General features: G+C 74.1%; 19 protein-coding genes. 18 read left to right on the forward strand and 1 reads right to left on the reverse strand.

Annotated features, from left to right (window positions below):
* Positions 1-82: 82 nt before the first annotated feature.
* The 4 genes from rho to prmC all read left to right on the forward strand — a co-directional run bounded on the left by rho (position 83) and on the right by prmC (position 4,710).
* Positions 83-2,323, forward strand: a complete 2,241-nt coding sequence (gene rho, locus BUE37_RS18035; protein ID WP_073421696.1) for a transcription termination factor Rho — start codon at positions 83-85, stop codon at positions 2,321-2,323.
* A gap of 130 nt (positions 2,324-2,453) precedes the next feature.
* Positions 2,454-2,678, forward strand: a complete 225-nt coding sequence (rpmE, locus tag BUE37_RS18040; RefSeq protein ID WP_073421697.1) for a 50S ribosomal protein L31 — start codon at positions 2,454-2,456, stop codon at positions 2,676-2,678.
* Positions 2,679-2,764: 86 nt separating this feature from the next.
* Positions 2,765-3,844: a peptide chain release factor 1 gene (prfA, locus tag BUE37_RS18045; RefSeq protein WP_073421698.1), complete on the forward strand. Its 1,080-nt coding sequence runs from the start codon at positions 2,765-2,767 to the stop codon at positions 3,842-3,844.
* Between the two features lie 5 nt (positions 3,845-3,849).
* On the forward strand, positions 3,850-4,710 hold the full coding sequence (gene prmC / locus BUE37_RS18050) for a peptide chain release factor N(5)-glutamine methyltransferase (protein WP_073421699.1): 861 nt from the start codon (positions 3,850-3,852) through the stop codon (positions 4,708-4,710).
* Positions 4,711-4,713: 3 nt separating this feature from the next.
* On the opposite strand, the gene BUE37_RS18055 is transcribed toward prmC, so the two are convergent.
* Positions 4,714-5,484 carry an endo alpha-1,4 polygalactosaminidase gene (locus tag BUE37_RS18055; RefSeq protein WP_073421700.1) on the reverse strand — a complete coding sequence of 257 codons (771 nt, stop codon included), beginning with the start codon at positions 5,482-5,484 and terminating at the stop codon, positions 4,714-4,716.
* Between the two features lie 34 nt (positions 5,485-5,518).
* Between BUE37_RS18055 and BUE37_RS18060 the strand changes: the two genes are divergently transcribed.
* The 14 genes from BUE37_RS18060 to BUE37_RS18125 all read left to right on the forward strand — a co-directional run bounded on the left by BUE37_RS18060 (position 5,519) and on the right by BUE37_RS18125 (position 16,663).
* Entirely contained in the window at positions 5,519-6,160 is a 642-nt protein-coding gene (locus BUE37_RS18060; protein WP_073421701.1) for an L-threonylcarbamoyladenylate synthase, read from the forward strand.
* Between the two features lie 200 nt (positions 6,161-6,360).
* Complete coding sequence (locus BUE37_RS18065; protein WP_073421702.1) at positions 6,361-7,650, forward strand: glycosyltransferase family 4 protein; 1,290 nt, start codon at positions 6,361-6,363, stop codon at positions 7,648-7,650.
* Positions 7,647-8,123: a Cg1360 family ATP-synthase-associated protein gene (locus BUE37_RS18070; RefSeq protein ID WP_073421703.1), complete on the forward strand. Its 477-nt coding sequence runs from the start codon at positions 7,647-7,649 to the stop codon at positions 8,121-8,123. The genes BUE37_RS18065 and BUE37_RS18070 overlap by 4 nt, the downstream gene beginning before the upstream one ends.
* A 13-nt stretch (positions 8,124-8,136) precedes the next feature.
* Positions 8,137-8,466 (forward strand): AtpZ/AtpI family protein, encoded by a 330-nt coding sequence (locus BUE37_RS18075; RefSeq protein ID WP_073421704.1) that lies wholly within the window; start codon positions 8,137-8,139, stop codon positions 8,464-8,466.
* Complete coding sequence (atpB, locus tag BUE37_RS18080) at positions 8,463-9,293, forward strand: F0F1 ATP synthase subunit A (protein ID WP_083628837.1); 831 nt, start codon at positions 8,463-8,465, stop codon at positions 9,291-9,293. Before BUE37_RS18075 ends, atpB begins: the two co-directional genes overlap by 4 nt.
* 102 nt (positions 9,294-9,395) lie before the next feature.
* On the forward strand, positions 9,396-9,623 hold the full coding sequence (gene atpE, locus BUE37_RS18085; protein WP_029432783.1) for an ATP synthase F0 subunit C: 228 nt from the start codon (positions 9,396-9,398) through the stop codon (positions 9,621-9,623).
* Between the two features lie 50 nt (positions 9,624-9,673).
* Positions 9,674-10,255: a F0F1 ATP synthase subunit B gene (locus BUE37_RS18090; protein WP_073421705.1), complete on the forward strand. Its 582-nt coding sequence runs from the start codon at positions 9,674-9,676 to the stop codon at positions 10,253-10,255.
* Entirely contained in the window at positions 10,255-11,073 is an 819-nt protein-coding gene (locus tag BUE37_RS18095; RefSeq protein WP_073421706.1) for a F0F1 ATP synthase subunit delta, read from the forward strand. The genes BUE37_RS18090 and BUE37_RS18095 overlap by 1 nt, the downstream gene beginning before the upstream one ends.
* Positions 11,074-11,129: 56 nt before the next feature.
* Complete coding sequence (gene atpA, locus BUE37_RS18100) at positions 11,130-12,746, forward strand: F0F1 ATP synthase subunit alpha (RefSeq protein ID WP_073421707.1); 1,617 nt, start codon at positions 11,130-11,132, stop codon at positions 12,744-12,746.
* Between the two features lies 1 nt (position 12,747).
* Entirely contained in the window at positions 12,748-13,686 is a 939-nt protein-coding gene (locus BUE37_RS18105) for a F0F1 ATP synthase subunit gamma (RefSeq protein ID WP_073421708.1), read from the forward strand.
* Between the two features lie 58 nt (positions 13,687-13,744).
* Entirely contained in the window at positions 13,745-15,181 is a 1,437-nt protein-coding gene (gene atpD / locus BUE37_RS18110; RefSeq protein WP_073421709.1) for a F0F1 ATP synthase subunit beta, read from the forward strand.
* 286 nt (positions 15,182-15,467) lie between these two features.
* Positions 15,468-15,680 carry a hypothetical protein gene (locus BUE37_RS18115; RefSeq protein WP_139253032.1) on the forward strand — a complete coding sequence of 71 codons (213 nt, stop codon included), beginning with the start codon at positions 15,468-15,470 and terminating at the stop codon, positions 15,678-15,680.
* A 149-nt stretch (positions 15,681-15,829) separates the two neighbouring features.
* Positions 15,830-16,216 carry a F0F1 ATP synthase subunit epsilon gene (locus BUE37_RS18120; RefSeq protein WP_073421711.1) on the forward strand — a complete coding sequence of 129 codons (387 nt, stop codon included), beginning with the start codon at positions 15,830-15,832 and terminating at the stop codon, positions 16,214-16,216.
* Between the two features lie 45 nt (positions 16,217-16,261).
* Positions 16,262-16,663: a DUF2550 domain-containing protein gene (locus tag BUE37_RS18125; RefSeq protein ID WP_073421712.1), complete on the forward strand. Its 402-nt coding sequence runs from the start codon at positions 16,262-16,264 to the stop codon at positions 16,661-16,663.
* The last annotated feature ends 15 nt before the right edge of the window (positions 16,664-16,678 follow it).

Raw genomic sequence — 16,678 nt, forward strand, 5'->3', positions numbered from 1 at the left:
TGCCCTCAACCGGTCGGCAGGGGCGGCGCCGGGTCACCTCCTGTGCCGGTAGGCGCAGGTCACCGCAGGGAAGGACCTGTACGTGAGCGAAACCACCGACCTCGCCACCGCCGACGCCCCCGCGGGCGCGACGGGCGAGGCGCCTGCCGCGGGCCGGTCCCGCCGCCGTGGCAGCGGGCTCGCCGGGATGCTGCTCCCGGAGCTCCAGCGACTCGCGTCCGAGCTGGGTATCTCCGGCGTCGGCCGCATGCGCAAGGGCGACCTCGTCGCCGCCATCTCCGCCCGCCAGGTGGGCAACGGCACCCCGGCGCCGAGCGCGCCGGCCGACGCCGCGCCCGCCGACGCCGCGCCCGCCGGCATCGCGCCCGCCGACGCCGCGCCGGTCGAGACCGCGCCTGCCGTGAGCGCGTCCGCCGGGGACGCCCCGCGGGGCATCGCCGCGACCGCCGCGCCGGTCGAGGCCCCCGTGAGCGGTGGCGCCAACGGCGGCCCGCTGACCGCCCCGGCCGCGAGCGCTCCCGCCGAGGCCGCGCCGGCCGAGACCACGCCGCGCCGCCGCCGTGCGGCCAGCCGCCCCGCCGGCGCGCCGGCCGGGACCGCCGGGCCCACCGCCGGGACCCCCGTCGTCGTCGAGGCCCCCGCCGAGGCGCCGGTCGCCGAGGCCCCGGCCCCCGCGTCCGACACCGCGCCGCCCGCCGAGCGCACCGAGGACGAGCGCGCCGACGGCGACCGCCCGTCCCGCCGCGACCGCAACCGGCGCGACGGCCGCGACCGGGACGGCGAGCGCGCCCCCCGCGACGGCGACCGTGCCCCGCGGGACCGCGACGGCGAGCGTGCCGAGCGCACCGGCCGCGACGGCGACCGCCCGCAGCGCGACGGCGACCGCCAGCGGGACGGCCGTGACGGCAGCCGCGGCGCCGAGCGCGGTGAGCGCACCGCCCGCCCGGACGGCCGCGCCGACCGCGACGGCCGTGCCGACCGCGACGGCCGTGCCGACCGCGCGGACACCCGCACCGACGGCCGTCCCGACACCCGGGGCGACAGCCGCAACGACAGCCGTAACGACGAGGACGACGACGACTTCGAGGGTGGCCGCGGCCGCCGCGGGCGCCGCTACCGCGACCGCAACCGCCGCAACGGGCGCGACCGCTTCGACCAGCCGAGCGAGCCCACCGTCAGCGACGACGACGTCCTGCTGCCGGTCGCCGGCATCCTCGACGTCCTCGACAACTACGCGTTCGTCCGGACCTCGGGCTACCTGACCGGCCCGAACGACGTGTACGTCTCGCTGTCGCAGGTGCGCCGCTACGGCCTGCGCCGCGGTGACGCCATCACCGGCGCCGTCCGCCAGCCCCGCGAGGGCGAGCGCAAGGACAAGTACAACGCGCTCGTGCGGCTCGACACCGTCAACGGCCTCGACCCCGAGCAGGCGCGCAACCGCCCCGAGTTCACCAAGCTCACGCCGCTGTACCCGCAGGAGCGGCTGCGCCTGGAGACCGACCCGCACCAGCTGACCACCCGGGTCATCGACCTGGTCATGCCGATCGGCAAGGGGCAGCGCGCGCTCATCGTCTCGCCGCCCAAGGCCGGCAAGACGATGGTGCTGCAGGCGATCGCCAACGCGATCACCACGAACAACCCCGAGTGCCACCTCATGGTCGTCCTCGTCGACGAGCGGCCCGAGGAGGTCACCGACATGCAGCGGTCGGTGAAGGGCGAGGTCATCGCCTCGACCTTCGACCGCCCGCCGTCGGACCACACCACGGTGGCGGAGCTGTCCATCGAGCGGGCCAAGCGCCTGGTCGAGATGGGCCACGACGTCGTCGTCCTGCTGGACTCGATCACCCGCCTGGGCCGCGCCTACAACCTGGCCGCGCCCGCCAGCGGGCGGATCCTGTCCGGTGGTGTCGACTCCACGGCGCTCTACCCGCCCAAGCGCTTCCTCGGCGCCGCCCGCAACATCGAGAACGGCGGCTCGCTGACCATCATCGCCTCCGCGCTGGTCGAGACCGGCTCGACGATGGACACGGTCATCTTCGAGGAGTTCAAGGGCACCGGTAACGCGGAGATCAAGCTCGACCGCCGGCTGGCGGACAAGCGGGTCTTCCCGGCCGTCGACGTCAACGCGTCGGGCACGCGCAAGGAGGAGATCCTCATGTCGCCCGACGAGCTGGCCATCGTCATCAAGCTGCGCCGGGTGCTCGCCGCGCTCGAGCCGCAGCAGGCGCTGGAGCTGCTGCTCGACAAGCTGCGCAAGACGCGCAACAACATCGAGTTCCTCATGCAGATCCAGAAGACGGCGCTGGGCCCGGAGAGGGACTAGCCACCACCGCTGCGGCAGGGCCCGGCCGTCTGGGACACTGGACGGCCGAGCCCCGCTGCGCGCCCGGAATGACCGGCCGGCCGCCGGCGTTCAGCCAGACAGCACCGACGTCCCCGGAAGAGGCAGCATCATGAAGCCCGGCATCCACCCCGACTACCACACCACCACGGTGACCTGTGGTTGCGGGAACACCTTCACCACCCGCAGCACCGCCCCTGGCGGCACGCTCACCGTGGAGACCTGCTCCGCGTGCCACCCGTTCTACACGGGCAAGCAGCGGATCCTCGACACCGGCGGCCGCGTGGCCCGCTTCGAGAAGCGCTTCGGCAAGCGCGGCGCGAACGCCGAGAAGTAGCACCCCCGACGGCGCCCGTCCCACCTCGCGTGGGACGGGCGCCGTCGTCGTGTCCGCACCCCGTACGGCCCTCCGAGAGGTACCCGATGAGCAGCACCCCCGACGCCGCTCCCGACCGGCTGCGCGGGCTGCTCGACGAGCACGCCGCGCTCGAGTCCGAGCTCGCCGACCCGGCCGTGCACGCCGACGCCGGCCGTGCCCGCCGCCTGGGCCGCCGGTACGCGCAGCTCGCGCCGGTCGTGGAGACCGCCCGGTCGCTCGACGCCGCCCGCGACGACCTCTCCGCCGCCCGCGAGCTGGCCGCGGAGGACCCGTCGTTCGCCGAGGAGGCGCGCGGCCTCGAGACGAGGATCGACGAGCTCTCGGACCGGCTGCGCGAGCAGCTGCTGCCGAAGGACCCCGACGACGACAAGGACGTCATCCTCGAGATCAAGGCGGGGGAGGGCGGCGCGGAGTCGGCGCTGTTCGCGGGCGACCTGCTGCGCATGTACCTGCGCTACGCCGAGCGCCGCGGCTGGGCCACCGAGGTCCTCGACGCCGTCCCCGCCGAGCTGGGTGGCTACAAGGACGTCTCGATCGCGGTGAAGTCCCGCACCGACGAGGGCATCTGGTCGCGGCTGAAGTTCGAGGGCGGCGTCCACCGGGTGCAGCGCGTGCCGGTCACCGAGTCGCAGGGCCGCATCCACACCTCCGCGGTCGGCGTGCTCGTGCTGCCCGAGGCCGAGGAGGTCGACGTCACCGTCGACCCGAACGACCTGCGCATCGACGTCTTCCGCTCGTCGGGCCCCGGCGGGCAGAGCGTGAACACCACCGACTCCGCCGTGCGCATCACCCACCTGCCCACCGGCATCGTGGTGAGTTCGCAGAACGAGAAGAGCCAGCTGCAGAACCGGGAGTCGGCGCTGCGCGTGCTGCGCTCCCGGCTGCTGGCCGCCGCCCGCGAGGAGGCCGCGGCCACCGCCAGCGACCAGCGGCGCAGCCAGGTGCGCACCGTCGACCGCAGCGAGCGGGTGCGCACCTACAACTTCCCGGAGAGCCGCATCTCCGACCACCGGGTCGGCTTCAAGGCGCACAACCTCGACGCCGTCCTCGACGGCGAGCTCGACCCGGTCATCGACGCGCTCACCCGCGCGCACACCGCCGAGCTGCTGGCGGCCGGGTCCTAGTCCCCATGTCCCCGAGTCCCAGGACGCTGCTCACCGACGCCGCCCGGCGGCTCGCCGACGCCGGGGTCGCGTCCCCGCGGGTCGACGCCGAGCTGCTGCTCGCGCACGTCCTCGGCCGCTCCCGCGCCGCGCTGCTCACCCTCGACGGCGTCGACGACGACGCGGCCGCCCGTTTCGGCGCGTTGCTCGACCAGCGCGCCGCCCGCGTCCCGCTGCAGCACCTCACCGGCCGGGCGCCGTTCCGCCACCTCGAGCTCGCCGTCGGGCCGGGGGTGTTCGTGCCCCGGCCGGAGACCGAGCAGCTCGTCGAGTGGGCGCTGGCCCGGCTGGCCGGCGTCGCCGAGCCGGTCGTCATCGACCTGGGCAGCGGATCGGGCGCGATCGCGCTGTCCATCGCGCACGAGCACCCCGGCGCGCGGGTCACCGCCGTCGAGCGCGACCCGCAGGCGATCGAGTGGACCCGGCACAACGCCGCCCTGCGCGCCGCGGCGGGGGACGCCCCCGTCACCGTGCTCGCCGGCGACATGACCGACCCCGGCCTGCTCCGCGATCTCGACGGCGCCGTCGACCTCGTCGTCTCCAACCCGCCCTACGTGCCCGACGGCGCGCGCGTGCCCCGCGAGGTCGCCGACCACGACCCGCCGCTGGCGCTGTGGGGCGGCCCCGACGGCCTCGACGTCGTCCGCGGGCTGCTGCGCACCGCGGCCCGGCTGCTGCCGGCCGGCGGCGGGCTGGGCATCGAGCACGCCGACGCCCAGGGCGACTCGCTCCCGGCGCTGGTCCGCGGCAGCGGCGACTTCGGCGACGTCGCCGACCACCCCGACCTCGCCGGTCGCCCGCGCTTCACCACCGCCGTCCGCCGCTGACGGTCAGGGGCACCAGCGGGTGACCGCGCCCGGCTCGCCGGGCGGGCGCACGTCGCGGTCCCGGCGCACGACCGCGACGCCGTCGAGCCCGGCGGCGCAGGCCGCCGCGAACGGACCGTCGGCGTACTCGACCGCCAGCACGACGTCGTAGGCGGCGGCGTAGGCCCCGCACTCGCCGTACGCCGCGCACTCCTCGGCGACGGCGAAGTCGAACCCCAGGTCGGTCCCGGCCAGCTCGGCGGCGTTCTTCTGCGCCGCGGCGAGCCCCGCCTCGTGCGCCCGCGCGGTCAGCGCCCGGGCGACCGCCTCGGCGTCGGAGCGGGTGAGCAGGCCCGCCGACCGCGTCCAGCTGTCCAGGTTGTCGAGCTCGACGGCGTCGAAGCCGTCCGCCGCGCACCCCGCCACCCAGCCGCCGACGAGGTCCACCACGCGGTCGCGTGCGCCGTCCGCCGACACGTCGAGCAGGAACTCGCCCGGCCAGTCGGGGTCCTCGACCGGGGCGCCGCCCGGGGTCCGCAGCAGGTCCGGCGGCACCCCGTCCCCGCCCGGCTGGGTCTGGAAGGCGTTGACGTAGCAGACCGAGTAGAGGCCCGCGGCCGGCGCCGCGGTCCGGTCGCGGACGACGATCCCCACACCCTCGCCCGGCTCCGACGCCCCGCCGAGCTGGTAGTCCCAGCGGACGCCCGCCGGCGGCCCGGCCGGCGACGGGGGTGCCGCGGTCGCGCAGCCGGCCGTCAGCAGCGCCCCGACCAGCGACGCCGCCTCCCTGCGCACGGCGCGGACGGTACGTGGGGGAGACTCGCGTCCCGTGGCCGATGTCTACGACTGCACCGACCCCGAGGCCCGAGCCGCCGGCCTCGACGCCGCCGCGGCGGCGATCGCCCGCGGCGAGCTGGTCCTGCTGCCCACCGACACCGTCTACGGCGTCGGCGCCGACGCCTTCTCGCCCGCCGCGGTCGCCCGGCTCCTGGGGGCGAAGAACCGCGGCCGCGCGATGCCGGTGCCCGTCCTCGTCGGCGAGGCCTCCACGCTCGCCGGGCTGACGATGAGCGTGCCGCAGCCGGCGCAGCGGCTCGCCGAGGCGTTCTGGCCCGGCGGGCTGACGATCGTCGTCGAGCACGCCCCGTCGCTGGCCTGGGACCTCGGCGACGCCGAGGGCACGGTGGCCGTCCGCCTGCCCGACGACGACGTCGCCCGCGACCTGCTGCGCCGCACCGGCCCGCTCGCGGTCTCCAGCGCCAACCGGTCCGGCCGCCCGGCCGCGACGACGGCGGAGGAGGCGGTGGCCCAGCTCGGCGAGCACGCCGCCGTGGTGCTCGACGGCGGCCCGCGCGCGGGCTCCGCGGCCAGCACGATCGTCGACTGCACCGGCCCCGTGCCGCGGGTGCTGCGGGTGGGCGCCGTCCCCGTCGACCGCGTGCGCGAGGTGCTGCCCGACACCACGGACTGATGGAGGACCCCTCCGCCCCCCACCACGCGCTCCGCGCGCGGCGGGGCCCTGCGGAGGGGCCGACGTCCCGCTCCGGTCCCGCCCCGGGGGATACCGTGGGGAGTCCGCTGTCGTCGTCTCGCCCCGGGAGCACCGTCGCGATGAGCCCCTCCGCCGCGCGCCCGGCCGGGGTCCCGCGCGGTCCCGAGCGGGGCTGAGCCGTGCGCGAGTACGCCGTCGTCCTGCTCACCGCTGCGCTGGTGACGTTCCTGGCGACGCCGGTGGTCCGCGTGGCCGCCGTCCGGCTGCGGATGATGGCCGCCCCCCGCGAGCGCGACGTGCACGTCATCCCGACCCCGCGCGGGGGAGGGGTCGCCATGTACCTGGGCGTGGCCGCCGCCGTGCTGGTCGCCACCCGGCTGCCGGCCCTGCAGCGCACGTTCGAGGACTCCCAGACCGCCGCGGTGCTTGCCGCGGGCGGCCTGATCTGCCTGCTCGGCGTGCTAGACGACAAGTTCGGCCTCGACGCGCTCACCAAGCTCACCGGCCAGATCGCCGCGGCCGGCGTGATGGTGCTGCTCGGCGTCCAGCTGGCGTTCCTGTTCCTGCCGGTCGCCGACATCGGCACGATCTCCTTCGGCCCCGACGTCGGCGTGCCGCTGACGATCCTGCTGACCGTCCTCGTGGTGAACGCGCTCAACTTCATCGACGGGCTCGACGGGCTGGCCGCCGGCGTCTCGGCCATCGCGGCCCTGGCGTTCTTCGCCTACAGCTACAACCTCGGCCGGGTCGGCTACGACGAGGTGGCCAGCGCCCCGGCCCTCATCACGGCGGTGCTCGCCGGCGCGTGCCTCGGGTTCCTGCCGCACAACTTCAGCCCGGCGCGCATCTTCATGGGCGACTCGGGCTCGATGCTCGTCGGCCTGATGCTGTCGGCGGCCGCGGTCAGCGCCACCGGCCGCGTCGACGCCCAGACCTTCGACTCCGCGGCCAGCCTGCTGCCGCTGACGCTGCCGCTGCTCGTGCCGGTCGCGGTGCTCTTCATCCCGTTCGTCGACCTGGTCCTGGCCGTCGTCCGCCGGACCCGCCGCGGACAGTCGCCGTTCTCGCCGGACAAGATGCACCTGCACCACCGGCTGCTGTCCATCGGGCACTCGCACCGCCGGGCGGTGCTGACCATGTACTTCTGGGCGGCTCTCCTGTCCTTCGGCGCGGTGGCCCTCTCGATCACCGGCGGGACGGCGGAGCTGCTCGTCGTGATCGGAGTCCTGCTCGCCGTGGGTGTCGTCGTCGTCCTCAGCCCGCACACCCGACGGGCGGCCCGCGAGGCCCGGGCGGCCGAGATCGCCGCGCAGCGCCGGCGCAGCCGGGCCGCGCACCCCACCGCCCGCGCCACCCGCGAGCGCCGGCCGGCCGGCCCGGTCGCGGCGCCACCGCCCTCACCCAACGGCGCGACGGCGCCCGGGACGACCGCGCCGCGCGCGGCCGGCGCCGGGCAGGTGACCCGGTGAGCGCGCCGCGCCCCGGAACCGAGGTCCCCTGGGACCTCTCGTTCCTCCGCGTCGGCGCGCTGGTCACCGGCGCCGTCGCCGCGGTCGCCGCGCTCGTCGTCGGCCTGACGCTCGGCTGGGCCGACGCCGTGGGCGTCCTGGTCGGGGCCGCCGTGGTGACGGCGTTCTTCGTGGTCAGCGGCGTGGTCATCGCCTGGGCCGGCCGGATCAACGACACGTTCACGCTGCCCGCCGCGCTCGGCATGTTCTTCGTCAAGGCGCTGGTTCTCTTCGCCGTGCTCGACGCCCTGCCCGAGGACGGCTGGCTCGACCGGCTCACCCTCGCGTGGACGGTGATCGTCGGGGCGCTGCTGTGGAGCGTCGTCCAGCTCCGCTGGGTGTGGACCCGGCCGCTGTACTACGTCACGCCTCCCGCGCCACCCGGTCAGGGGACCGGCTCCCCGGCACCGGGAGGGCCCGCGACACGCGGCTGATAGTGTCCGGGCGATGGCCGAGGACGACCTCACCCGTGGGGAGCCCCGGCCCCGACCTGCGCGACCAGCCGCTCCTCGGGGCAGCGGTGCCGAGACCGGCTATGCGGTCATCGGGACGATGATCTCCGGGCTGGCAGTGTGGGGCGGAGCCGGCTGGCTGATCGACCGGTGGCTGGACACGCGGGTGTTCCTGCCGGTCGGGATCCTCCTCGGCATCACCGTGGCCATCTACCTGGTCGTCAAGCGGTACGGCGGTCCGCCTCCGACACCGGGGGCGACCGAGAACAGCAGGACCCCGGGCGGACGACGGAGCCGGCCCAGGACGCAGAAGGGACAACGGTGACCTCCAGCGCCCTCGCGCTCGTGGACGTGCTCGCCGCCGAGGGCGGTGGCGCCGGCGACGGCTTCCAGGCCCCCGGCCTGAGCGAGTTCTACCCCGAGCCGATCGCCGAGTTCTCGCTGCTGGGCGTCGACTTCGCCATCACCCGCATCACGCTGGGGCTGTGGTTCGCCACGCTCGCGATGCTGGTCTTCATGGTCATGACGGTGCGCAAGCCGTCCATCGTCCCCGGCAAGATGCAGTTCATCGGTGAGAGCGGCTACTCGCTCGTCCGTGACGGCATCGCCCGCGACGTCGTCGGCCCCCGGGGGATCCCCTTCGCGCCGTTCCTCGCGTCGCTGTTCTTCTTCATCCTCGCGAACAACCTGATGGCGATCATCCCGTTCGCGCAGATCTCCCCGATGTCGAAGTTCGCCTTCCCGCTGGTGCTCGCCGCCATCTGCTGGGTCATCTACATCTACATCGGCATCCGCGAGCAGGGCGCCGGCCGGTACTTCAAGGACATCCTGTTCCTGCCCGGTGTGCCCAAGCCGATGTACATCCTGGTCACCCCGATCGAGATCCTGCAGAACTTCGTCGTCCGACCGTTCACCCTCGCGGTCCGGCTCTTCGCGAACATGTTCGCCGGCCACATGCTGCTGGTCGTCTTCTCGCTCGGCGCGGTCTACCTGTTCAGCCGGGACAACTTCTCGATCGTGTTCGGCCCCATCTCGGCGCTGATGGCGATCGTGATGACCTTCTTCGAGCTGCTGGTCATCTTCCTGCAGGCCTACGTCTTCACCGTGCTGATGGGGACCTACCTCAACGGCTCCATCGAGGCCGAGCACTGAGCCCCGGGGCTTCCCCGCGCACCACCCGGACCGCACCACCCGCACGACCCCCGCAAGCCGCCCGGACGACACCGGGCGACGACACAGGAGGAACACCCCGTCATGGATCTTCTCGCTGAGCTGACCGGCAGCATCGGCTCCGTGGGCTACGGCCTCGCCGCCATCGGCCCCGGCATCGGCGTCGGCATCGTGTGGGCGGCCTACATCCAGGCCACGGCCCGGCAGCCCGAGTCGGCCGGCCTGACCCGCACCTACGCCTTCCTCGGGTTCGCCCTCTCCGAGGCGCTCGCCCTGATCGGCTTCGTCGTCCCCTTCGTCTTCGGCACCTGATCCCCGCCTCCGGGTAGGGACAGCGACCACAGAGACAGGACACTGAGACCATGAGCATCCTCGCTGCGGAGAGTGCCAACCCGCTCATCCCGCCGCTCGGCGAGATCATCATCGGCCTGATCGCCTTCGCGATCGTCATGGTGGTGTTCTTCCGGCTCATCGCGCCGCGCTTCGAGCAGGTCTTCCGCGCCCGCCGTGAGGCGATCGAGGGCGGCATCGAGCGCGCTGAGGCCATGCAGGCCGAGGCGAAGGCGGCGCTGGAGCAGTACCGCGCCCAGCTCGCCGAGGCCCGCACCGAGGCCGCACAGATCCGCGACCAGGCGCGCGCCGAGGGCCAGCAGATCCTCGAGGAGCTGCGGACGCAGGCGCAGGAGGAGTCCGCGCGGATCGTCGCGCGCGGCGAGGAGCAGCTGGCGGCCAACCGCCAGTCGGTCATCAACGAGCTGCGTGGCCAGATCGGCACGCTCGCCGTCGACCTGGCCGGCCGCGTCGTCGGGGAGTCCCTCGAGGACGAGGCGCGTCGCCGGGGCACCGTCGACCGCTTCCTCGACACGCTCGACGGCATGAGCGCCGGCGGCGCCACCGACGGGCGGACCGGCAGCACCGTGTTCGTCCCCGGCACGGACCGCTGATGGACGCCTCGAGCCGGGAGGCGCTCGCGGTCACCCGCGAGCGCCTGGCGGCGACCACCCGCGGGGCGGCCGGCCCGGGCCTGCTCGCCTTCGCCGACGAGCTGTTCGCCGTCGCGCGGCTGCTCGACGGCAGCGTCGCGCTGCGGCGCGCGCTGTCGGACGCGGCCGTCAAGCCGGCGGACCGCGCCGGCCTGGCCCAGCGGGTCCTCGGCTCGCGGGTGTCGGAGGCGACCGTCGACCTGGTCCAGACCGCGGCCCGGCAGCGCTGGTCGCGCCCGCTGGACCTGGTCGAGGCCACCGAGGTGCTCGCCACCGAGGCGGGGCTCGACGCCGCCGAGGCGCGCGGCGAGCTCGAGGGCGTCGAGGACGAGCTCTTCCGGTTCGGCCGGATCGTCGGTGGCGACCCCGAGCTCAGCCGCATCCTCGGTGACGACCGCGCGCCCGTGGCGGGCAAGTCGGCCCTGCTCGACCGGCTGCTCACGGGCCGGGTCAGCCCGGTCACCGAGTCGCTGCTGCGGAACTCGCTGACCGCGCGGCACGTGGGGAACGCGGAGAACCGGATCGTCCGGCTGTCCGAGGCGGCCTCCGCCCGGCGCGGCCGCTCCGTCGCCCACGTGACGACGGCGGTGGCGCTGACCACGGCGCAGGAGCGCCGGCTGCAGGACGTGCTCGGCCGGATCTACGGGCGGACCATCGGACTGCAGGTGACCGTCGACCCGACGGTGCTCGGCGGTCTCGTCGTCCGCGTCGGTGACGAGGTCATCGACGGCAGCGTGGCGAACCGGCTCGAGGTCGCGAGCCGCCGGCTCGCCGGCTGACCCGCCCCACCCCAGACCACAGACAGCACGACCCAGCAGGGAAGAGGACGCGAGCCATGGCCGAGCTGACGATCTCCGCAGACGAGATCCGCAGTGCCATCCAGAACTACGTCACCGAGTTCTCCCCGGACGTGTCCCGGGAAGAGGTCGGGATCGTCACCGAGGCCGGCGACGGCATCGCCCGGGTCGAGGGCCTGCCCTCGGTCATGACCAACGAGCTGCTCGAGTTCGAGAGCGGCGTCCGCGGCCTGGCGCTGAACCTCGACGTCCGCGAGGTCGGCGTCGTCATCCTGGGTGACTTCGCCGGGATCGAGGAGGGCCAGCAGGTCCGCCGCACCGGCGAGGTCCTCTCGGTGCCGGTCGGCGACGGCTACCTCGGCCGCGTGGTCGACCCGCTGGGCAACCCGATCGACGGTGCCGGCGAGATCGCCACCACCGGGCGCCGGGCCCTGGAGCTGCAGGCCCCGACCGTGGTGCAGCGGCAGTCGGTGCACGAGCCGATGCAGACCGGCATCAAGGCCATCGACGCCATGACGCCGATCGGCCGCGGTCAGCGCCAGCTGGTCATCGGCGACCGCCAGACCGGCAAGACGGCGATCGTCACCGACACGATCATCAACCAGAAGCAGGCCTGGGAGACCGGTGACCCGGCCCAGCAGGTGCGCTGCATCTACGTCGCCGTCGGCCAGAAGGGCTCGACGATCGCGGCGATCCGCGCCTCCCTCGAGGAGGCCGGCGCGATGGAGTACACGACCATCGTCGCGGCGCCCGCGTCGGAGTCGGCCGGCTTCAAGTACATCGCCCCCTACACCGGCTCGGCCATCGGCCAGCACTGGATGTACGAGGGCAAGCACGTCCTCATCGTGTTCGACGACCTGTCCAAGCAGGCCGAGGCCTACCGCGCCGTCTCCCTGCTGCTGCGCCGCCCGCCGGGCCGCGAGGCCTACCCGGGCGACGTCTTCTACCTCCACTCCCGCCTGCTGGAGCGCTGCGCGAAGCTCTCCGACGACCTGGGCGCCGGCTCGATGACGGGTCTCCCGCTCATCGAGACCAAGGGCAACGACGTGTCGGCCTACATCCCGACCAACGTCATCTCGATCACCGACGGGCAGATCTTCCTCGAGACGGGTCTGTTCAACTCCGGTGTCCGCCCGGCCATCAACGTCGGCATCTCGGTGTCCCGCGTCGGCGGCTCGGCGCAGATCAAGGCGATGAAGTCCGTCGCCGGCCGGCTGCGCCTGGACCTCGCCCAGTACCGCGAGCTCGAGGCCTTCGCCTCCTTCTCGTCCGACCTGGACGCCTCCAGCCGCGCCACGCTGGACCGCGGCCAGCGCCTCGTCGAGCTGCTCAAGCAGGGCCAGTACCAGCCGTACCCGGTCGAGCGCGAGGTCGTCTCGCTGTGGCTGGGCACCACCGGCAAGCTCGACCGCATCCCGGTCGGCGACGTCCGGCGCTTCGAGTCGGAGTTCCTCGACCACATCGGCCGGGCCGAGCCCGGCGTCTACGACGAGATCCGCACCTCGCGAGCCCTCGGCGACGACGCCGTCAACAGCCTCGAGCGCGCGGTGCAGTCGTTCTACGGCTCGTTCACGACGTCGGACGGCTCCTCGCTCACCGACGACGGCGACGGCGGCGCGACCGCCCAGGGCGTCTCGACGACGAAGAGCGCCTGACGTGGCCGGTTCCCTCCGCGCGCTGCGGCGCCGCATCCGCTCCACCCAGTCGACGAAGAAGATCTTCTCGGCCCAGGAGCTGATCGCCGGCGCCCGCATCGTCCGCGCCCAGGCCCGGGTGGAGGCCTCCAAGCCCTACGCCCGGGAGATCACCCGCGTGCTCTCGGCCCTGGCGTCCTCCGCGACGCTGGAGCACCCGCTGCTCAACGAGCGGACCGAGACGCGCCGGGCGGCGGTCCTGGTGGTCACCTCCGACCGTGGGTTCGCCGGCTCGTACAACGTCAACGTGCTGCGCCGCACCGAGGAGCTCCTCGGCCAGCTGCGCCAGCAGGGCAAGGAGCCGGTGCTCTACGTCGTCGGCCGCAAGGGGGAGACCTACTACTCCTTCCGCGACCGGCCCGTCGAGCAGACCTTCACCGGGTTCTCCGAGCAGCCGGCCTACTCCGACGCGCAGGAGGTCGGCCGCGCGCTGATCGACGTGTTCGCGCCGGGGGACGACGCCGACCGCAGCGGCGCCGTCGACGAGGTGCACATCGTCTACACCGAGTTCGTCTCGCTGCTGTCCCAGGTGCCGACCGCCCGCCGGCTGGCCCCGATGGACACCTCGGAGCTCGAGGACGCGGGGGAGGAGGACGGCGAGCGCCCCGGCGACTCCGGCGTCCCCACCTCCTACGAGTTCGAGCCCTCACCCGAGGCGCTGCTGGACGCGCTGCTCCCCAAGTACGTCACCACCCGCATCTACGCGGCGCTGCTCGAGGCCGCGGCCTCGGAGTCGGCGTCGCGCCGGCGGGCGATGAAGTCGGCGTCCGACAACGCCGAGGAGCTGGCCAAGAACCTGTCCCGCCAGGCCAACCAGGCCCGGCAGGCGGAGATCACCCAGGAGATCAGCGAGATCGTCGGTGGCGCCGACGCGCTGGTCGCAGCGAACGCCGACGACTGACCACCCCGCCCCGTCGCCCGCGACGGGGAGTCCGGACCTGAGATCCCAGGAGCACCCCATGACCGTCACCGAGGACCGTCCGACCACCCAGACGACCGGCCGCGTCGTCCGGGTCACCGGGCCGGTCGTCGACGTCGAGTTCCCGCGCGACGCGATGCCCGACCTGTTCAACGCCCTGCACGTCGACGTCACCCTCGCCGACCTGGGCAAGACCCTGACCCTCGAGGTCGCCCAGCACCTGGGTGACAACGTGGTCCGCACCATCTCCATGGCCCCGACCGACGGCCTCGTCCGCGGCGCCGCGGTCACCGACACCGGGTCCCCGATCTCGGTGCCCGTCGGCGAGGGCGTCACCGGGCACGTGTTCAACGCCCTCGGCGAGTGCCTCGACCAGCCCGGCTACGGCAGCGACCTCACCCGCTGGTCGATCCACCGCCACGCGCCGCGGTTCGACCAGCTCGAGGGCCGCACCGAGCTGCTCGAGACCGGCATCAAGGTCATCGACCTGCTGACCCCCTACGTGGCCGGCGGCAAGATCGGCCTGTTCGGCGGTGCCGGCGTGGGCAAGACGGTGCTCATCCAGGAGATGATCCGCCGCGTCGCCCAGGAGTTCGGTGGCGTGTCGGTGTTCGCCGGCGTCGGCGAGCGCACCCGCGAGGGCAACGACCTCATCACGGAGATGACGGAGTCCGGCGTCATCAACTCGACCGCGCTGGTCTTCGGCCAGATGGACGAGCCGCCGGGCACCCGCCTGCGCGTGGCGCTCTCGGCGCTGACGATGGCGGAGTACTTCCGCGACGAGCAGAACCAGGACGTGCTGCTCTTCATCGACAACATCTTCCGGTTCACCCAGGCCGGGTCCGAGGTCTCCACGCTGCTGGGCCGCATGCCCTCCGCCGTGGGGTACCAGCCGACCCTCGCCGACGAGATGGGCGAGCTGCAGGAGCGGATCACCTCGACGCGTGGTCATTCGATCACCTCGCTGCAGGCGATCTACGTGCCCGCCGACGACATCACCGACCCGGCGCCGCACACCACCTTCGCCCACCTCGACGCGACGACCGTGCTCTCGCGGCCGATCTCGGAGAAGGGCATCTACCCGGCCGTCGACCCGCTGGACTCCACCAGCCGGATCCTCGACCCGCAGTACGTCGGGCAGGAGCACTACCAGGTCGCCCAGACGGTGAAGCAGATCCTGCAGCGCTACCAGGAGCTGCAGGACATCATCGCCATCCTCGGCATCGACGAGCTCTCCGAGGAGGACAAGGTCACCGTGCAGCGCGCGCGGCGGATCGAGCGGTTCCTCTCGCAGAACATGTTCGTGGCCGAGGCCTTCACCGGTCAGCCCGGCTCCTTCGTGCCGCTGTCGGAGACCCTCGAGGCCTTCAAGGCGCTCACCGAGGGCAACTACGACCACGTGCCGGAGCAGGCCTTCTTCATGTGCGGTGGGCTCGAGGACCTCGAGCGCAACGCGGAGAAGCTCAAGCGCGGCTGACCTCCCGCGGTCCGGCGACGGCCGGGCACCCCGAACGGGGGTGCCCGGCCGTCGCGCTTCTCCGACGCTCCGCTCCGCCGTTACGGGTCCGTGACCTGCATCGACGTCCTCCGTGCCGGACCGGTGACACAGCGTCGGGACCTGCCCGGGCGCGCCGGGACGGGTGGTTGGGCGGGGCACCCCCGTGGGCAGGTGGCTGGCGGATCGACCCTCAAGAGCGGGAGCCTGCGTGCCGACACAGCAGGTGGCGCCCCGGAGGGACCGGAAGCGCAGCACGGGAGTGACGATGGACTGGCTGGACGGGACGAGCACGCACGGCACGGTGAGCCGGCTGCCGGTCAGCACCCCGGACCCCGGCTGGACCTGGCCGCCGTCGGCGCCAGTCTCCTCCGTCGACGACATCTGCTACGACACCGACGACTGGGCGCCGGCCTCCACGGTGCGCCACCCCTGGGTCCGCGTCGGCCGCTGGACCCTGCTCTACCGCCGCGCCGCCTGAGCACCCGGGCACGCCGCCGCCCGAAGGGGTGGCCGCAGCCGACCCGCGCCGGACGCCGCGACGCACGCGGCTAGAGTGAGGTCGACCGTCGCCGTGCCCGTCCGGCCGGCGTCCCAGCACCGCAGCGTCGGTGGACCCGGAGGAGTGTCGTGGCGACCCTGCAGGTCGAGTTGGTGGCCGTCGAGCGGACCATCTGGTCCGGCGAGGCGAGCATGGTCATCGCCCGCACCACCGAGGGTGAGATCGGCGTCCTGCCCGGCCACGCCCCGCTGCTCGGCGAGCTCGCCCCCGGCGGCGTCGTCACCATCCGCAGCACCGAGGGCCAGGACGTCGTCGCGGCCGCCCACGGCGGCTTCCTGTCGGTGACGCCGCAGGGCGTCTCGATCCTCGCCGAGACGGCGGAGATCAGCTCCGAGATCGACGTCGAGCGGGCCCGCGAGGCCCTGCGCCGCGCCGAGTCGGAGGGGGACGACCCCGACGCGCTCGCCGCCGCCCGCCGCGCCCAGTCCCGGCTGCGCGCCGCCGGCCAGGCCTGACCCGGCCGGCCTGACCCGACCGGACTGCTCCCGCACGACCCGCCGGTGACCACCGCCCTCCTCGTCGTCGCCGCGGCGCTGGTCGTCGCCCTGGTGGTCGCCTTCCTGCTGCGCCGCCGGTTCCTGCTCTCCGGCCTCGGCGCGGTGACCATGTGGCTGCGCCCCGGCGGCAGCTCGCGCTGGGCGGTGGGCGTGGCCTGGTACGGCGGGGACGCGCTGCTCTGGTACCGCGCCGTGTCGCTGTCGGTGCGCCCGCAGCAGCGGCTGTGCCGCACCGAGCTGCACGTCGCCGGTCGCCGGGCGCCCGGTCGCGACGACGTCGCGCTGCCCGACGACGCCGTCGTGGTGTCCTGCGAGACCGACAACGGGCCCCGCGAGCTGGCGATGGACCCCGCGACGGTGACCGGCTTCCTGTCCTGGGTGGAGTCGGCCCCGCCCACGGCCTAGCGGCCGGGCGGGCGA

Origin of the sequence: Geodermatophilus nigrescens, assembly GCF_900129495.1 — a bacterium.
In the GTDB taxonomy this organism is placed as follows: Bacteria; Actinomycetota; Actinomycetes; order Mycobacteriales; family Geodermatophilaceae; genus Geodermatophilus; species Geodermatophilus nigrescens.

What these genes read in the sequence shown, in the direction of transcription:
- rpmE (WP_073421697.1), top strand. Translation starts at nt 2,454, where the DNA reads ATGAAGCCCGGCATCCACCCCGACTACCACACCACCACGGTGACCTGT.
- prfA (WP_073421698.1), top strand. Translation starts at nt 2,765, where the DNA reads ATGAGCAGCACCCCCGACGCCGCTCCCGACCGGCTGCGCGGGCTGCTC.
- prmC (WP_073421699.1), top strand. Translation starts at nt 3,850, where the DNA reads ATGTCCCCGAGTCCCAGGACGCTGCTCACCGACGCCGCCCGGCGGCTC.
- BUE37_RS18075 (WP_073421704.1), top strand. Translation starts at nt 8,137, where the DNA reads ATGGCCGAGGACGACCTCACCCGTGGGGAGCCCCGGCCCCGACCTGCG.
- atpE (WP_029432783.1), top strand. Translation starts at nt 9,396, where the DNA reads ATGGATCTTCTCGCTGAGCTGACCGGCAGCATCGGCTCCGTGGGCTAC.
- BUE37_RS18090 (WP_073421705.1), top strand. Translation starts at nt 9,674, where the DNA reads ATGAGCATCCTCGCTGCGGAGAGTGCCAACCCGCTCATCCCGCCGCTC.
- BUE37_RS18095 (WP_073421706.1), top strand. Translation starts at nt 10,255, where the DNA reads ATGGACGCCTCGAGCCGGGAGGCGCTCGCGGTCACCCGCGAGCGCCTG.
- atpA (WP_073421707.1), top strand. Translation starts at nt 11,130, where the DNA reads ATGGCCGAGCTGACGATCTCCGCAGACGAGATCCGCAGTGCCATCCAG.
- atpD (WP_073421709.1), top strand. Translation starts at nt 13,745, where the DNA reads ATGACCGTCACCGAGGACCGTCCGACCACCCAGACGACCGGCCGCGTC.
- BUE37_RS18115 (WP_139253032.1), top strand. Translation starts at nt 15,468, where the DNA reads ATGGACTGGCTGGACGGGACGAGCACGCACGGCACGGTGAGCCGGCTG.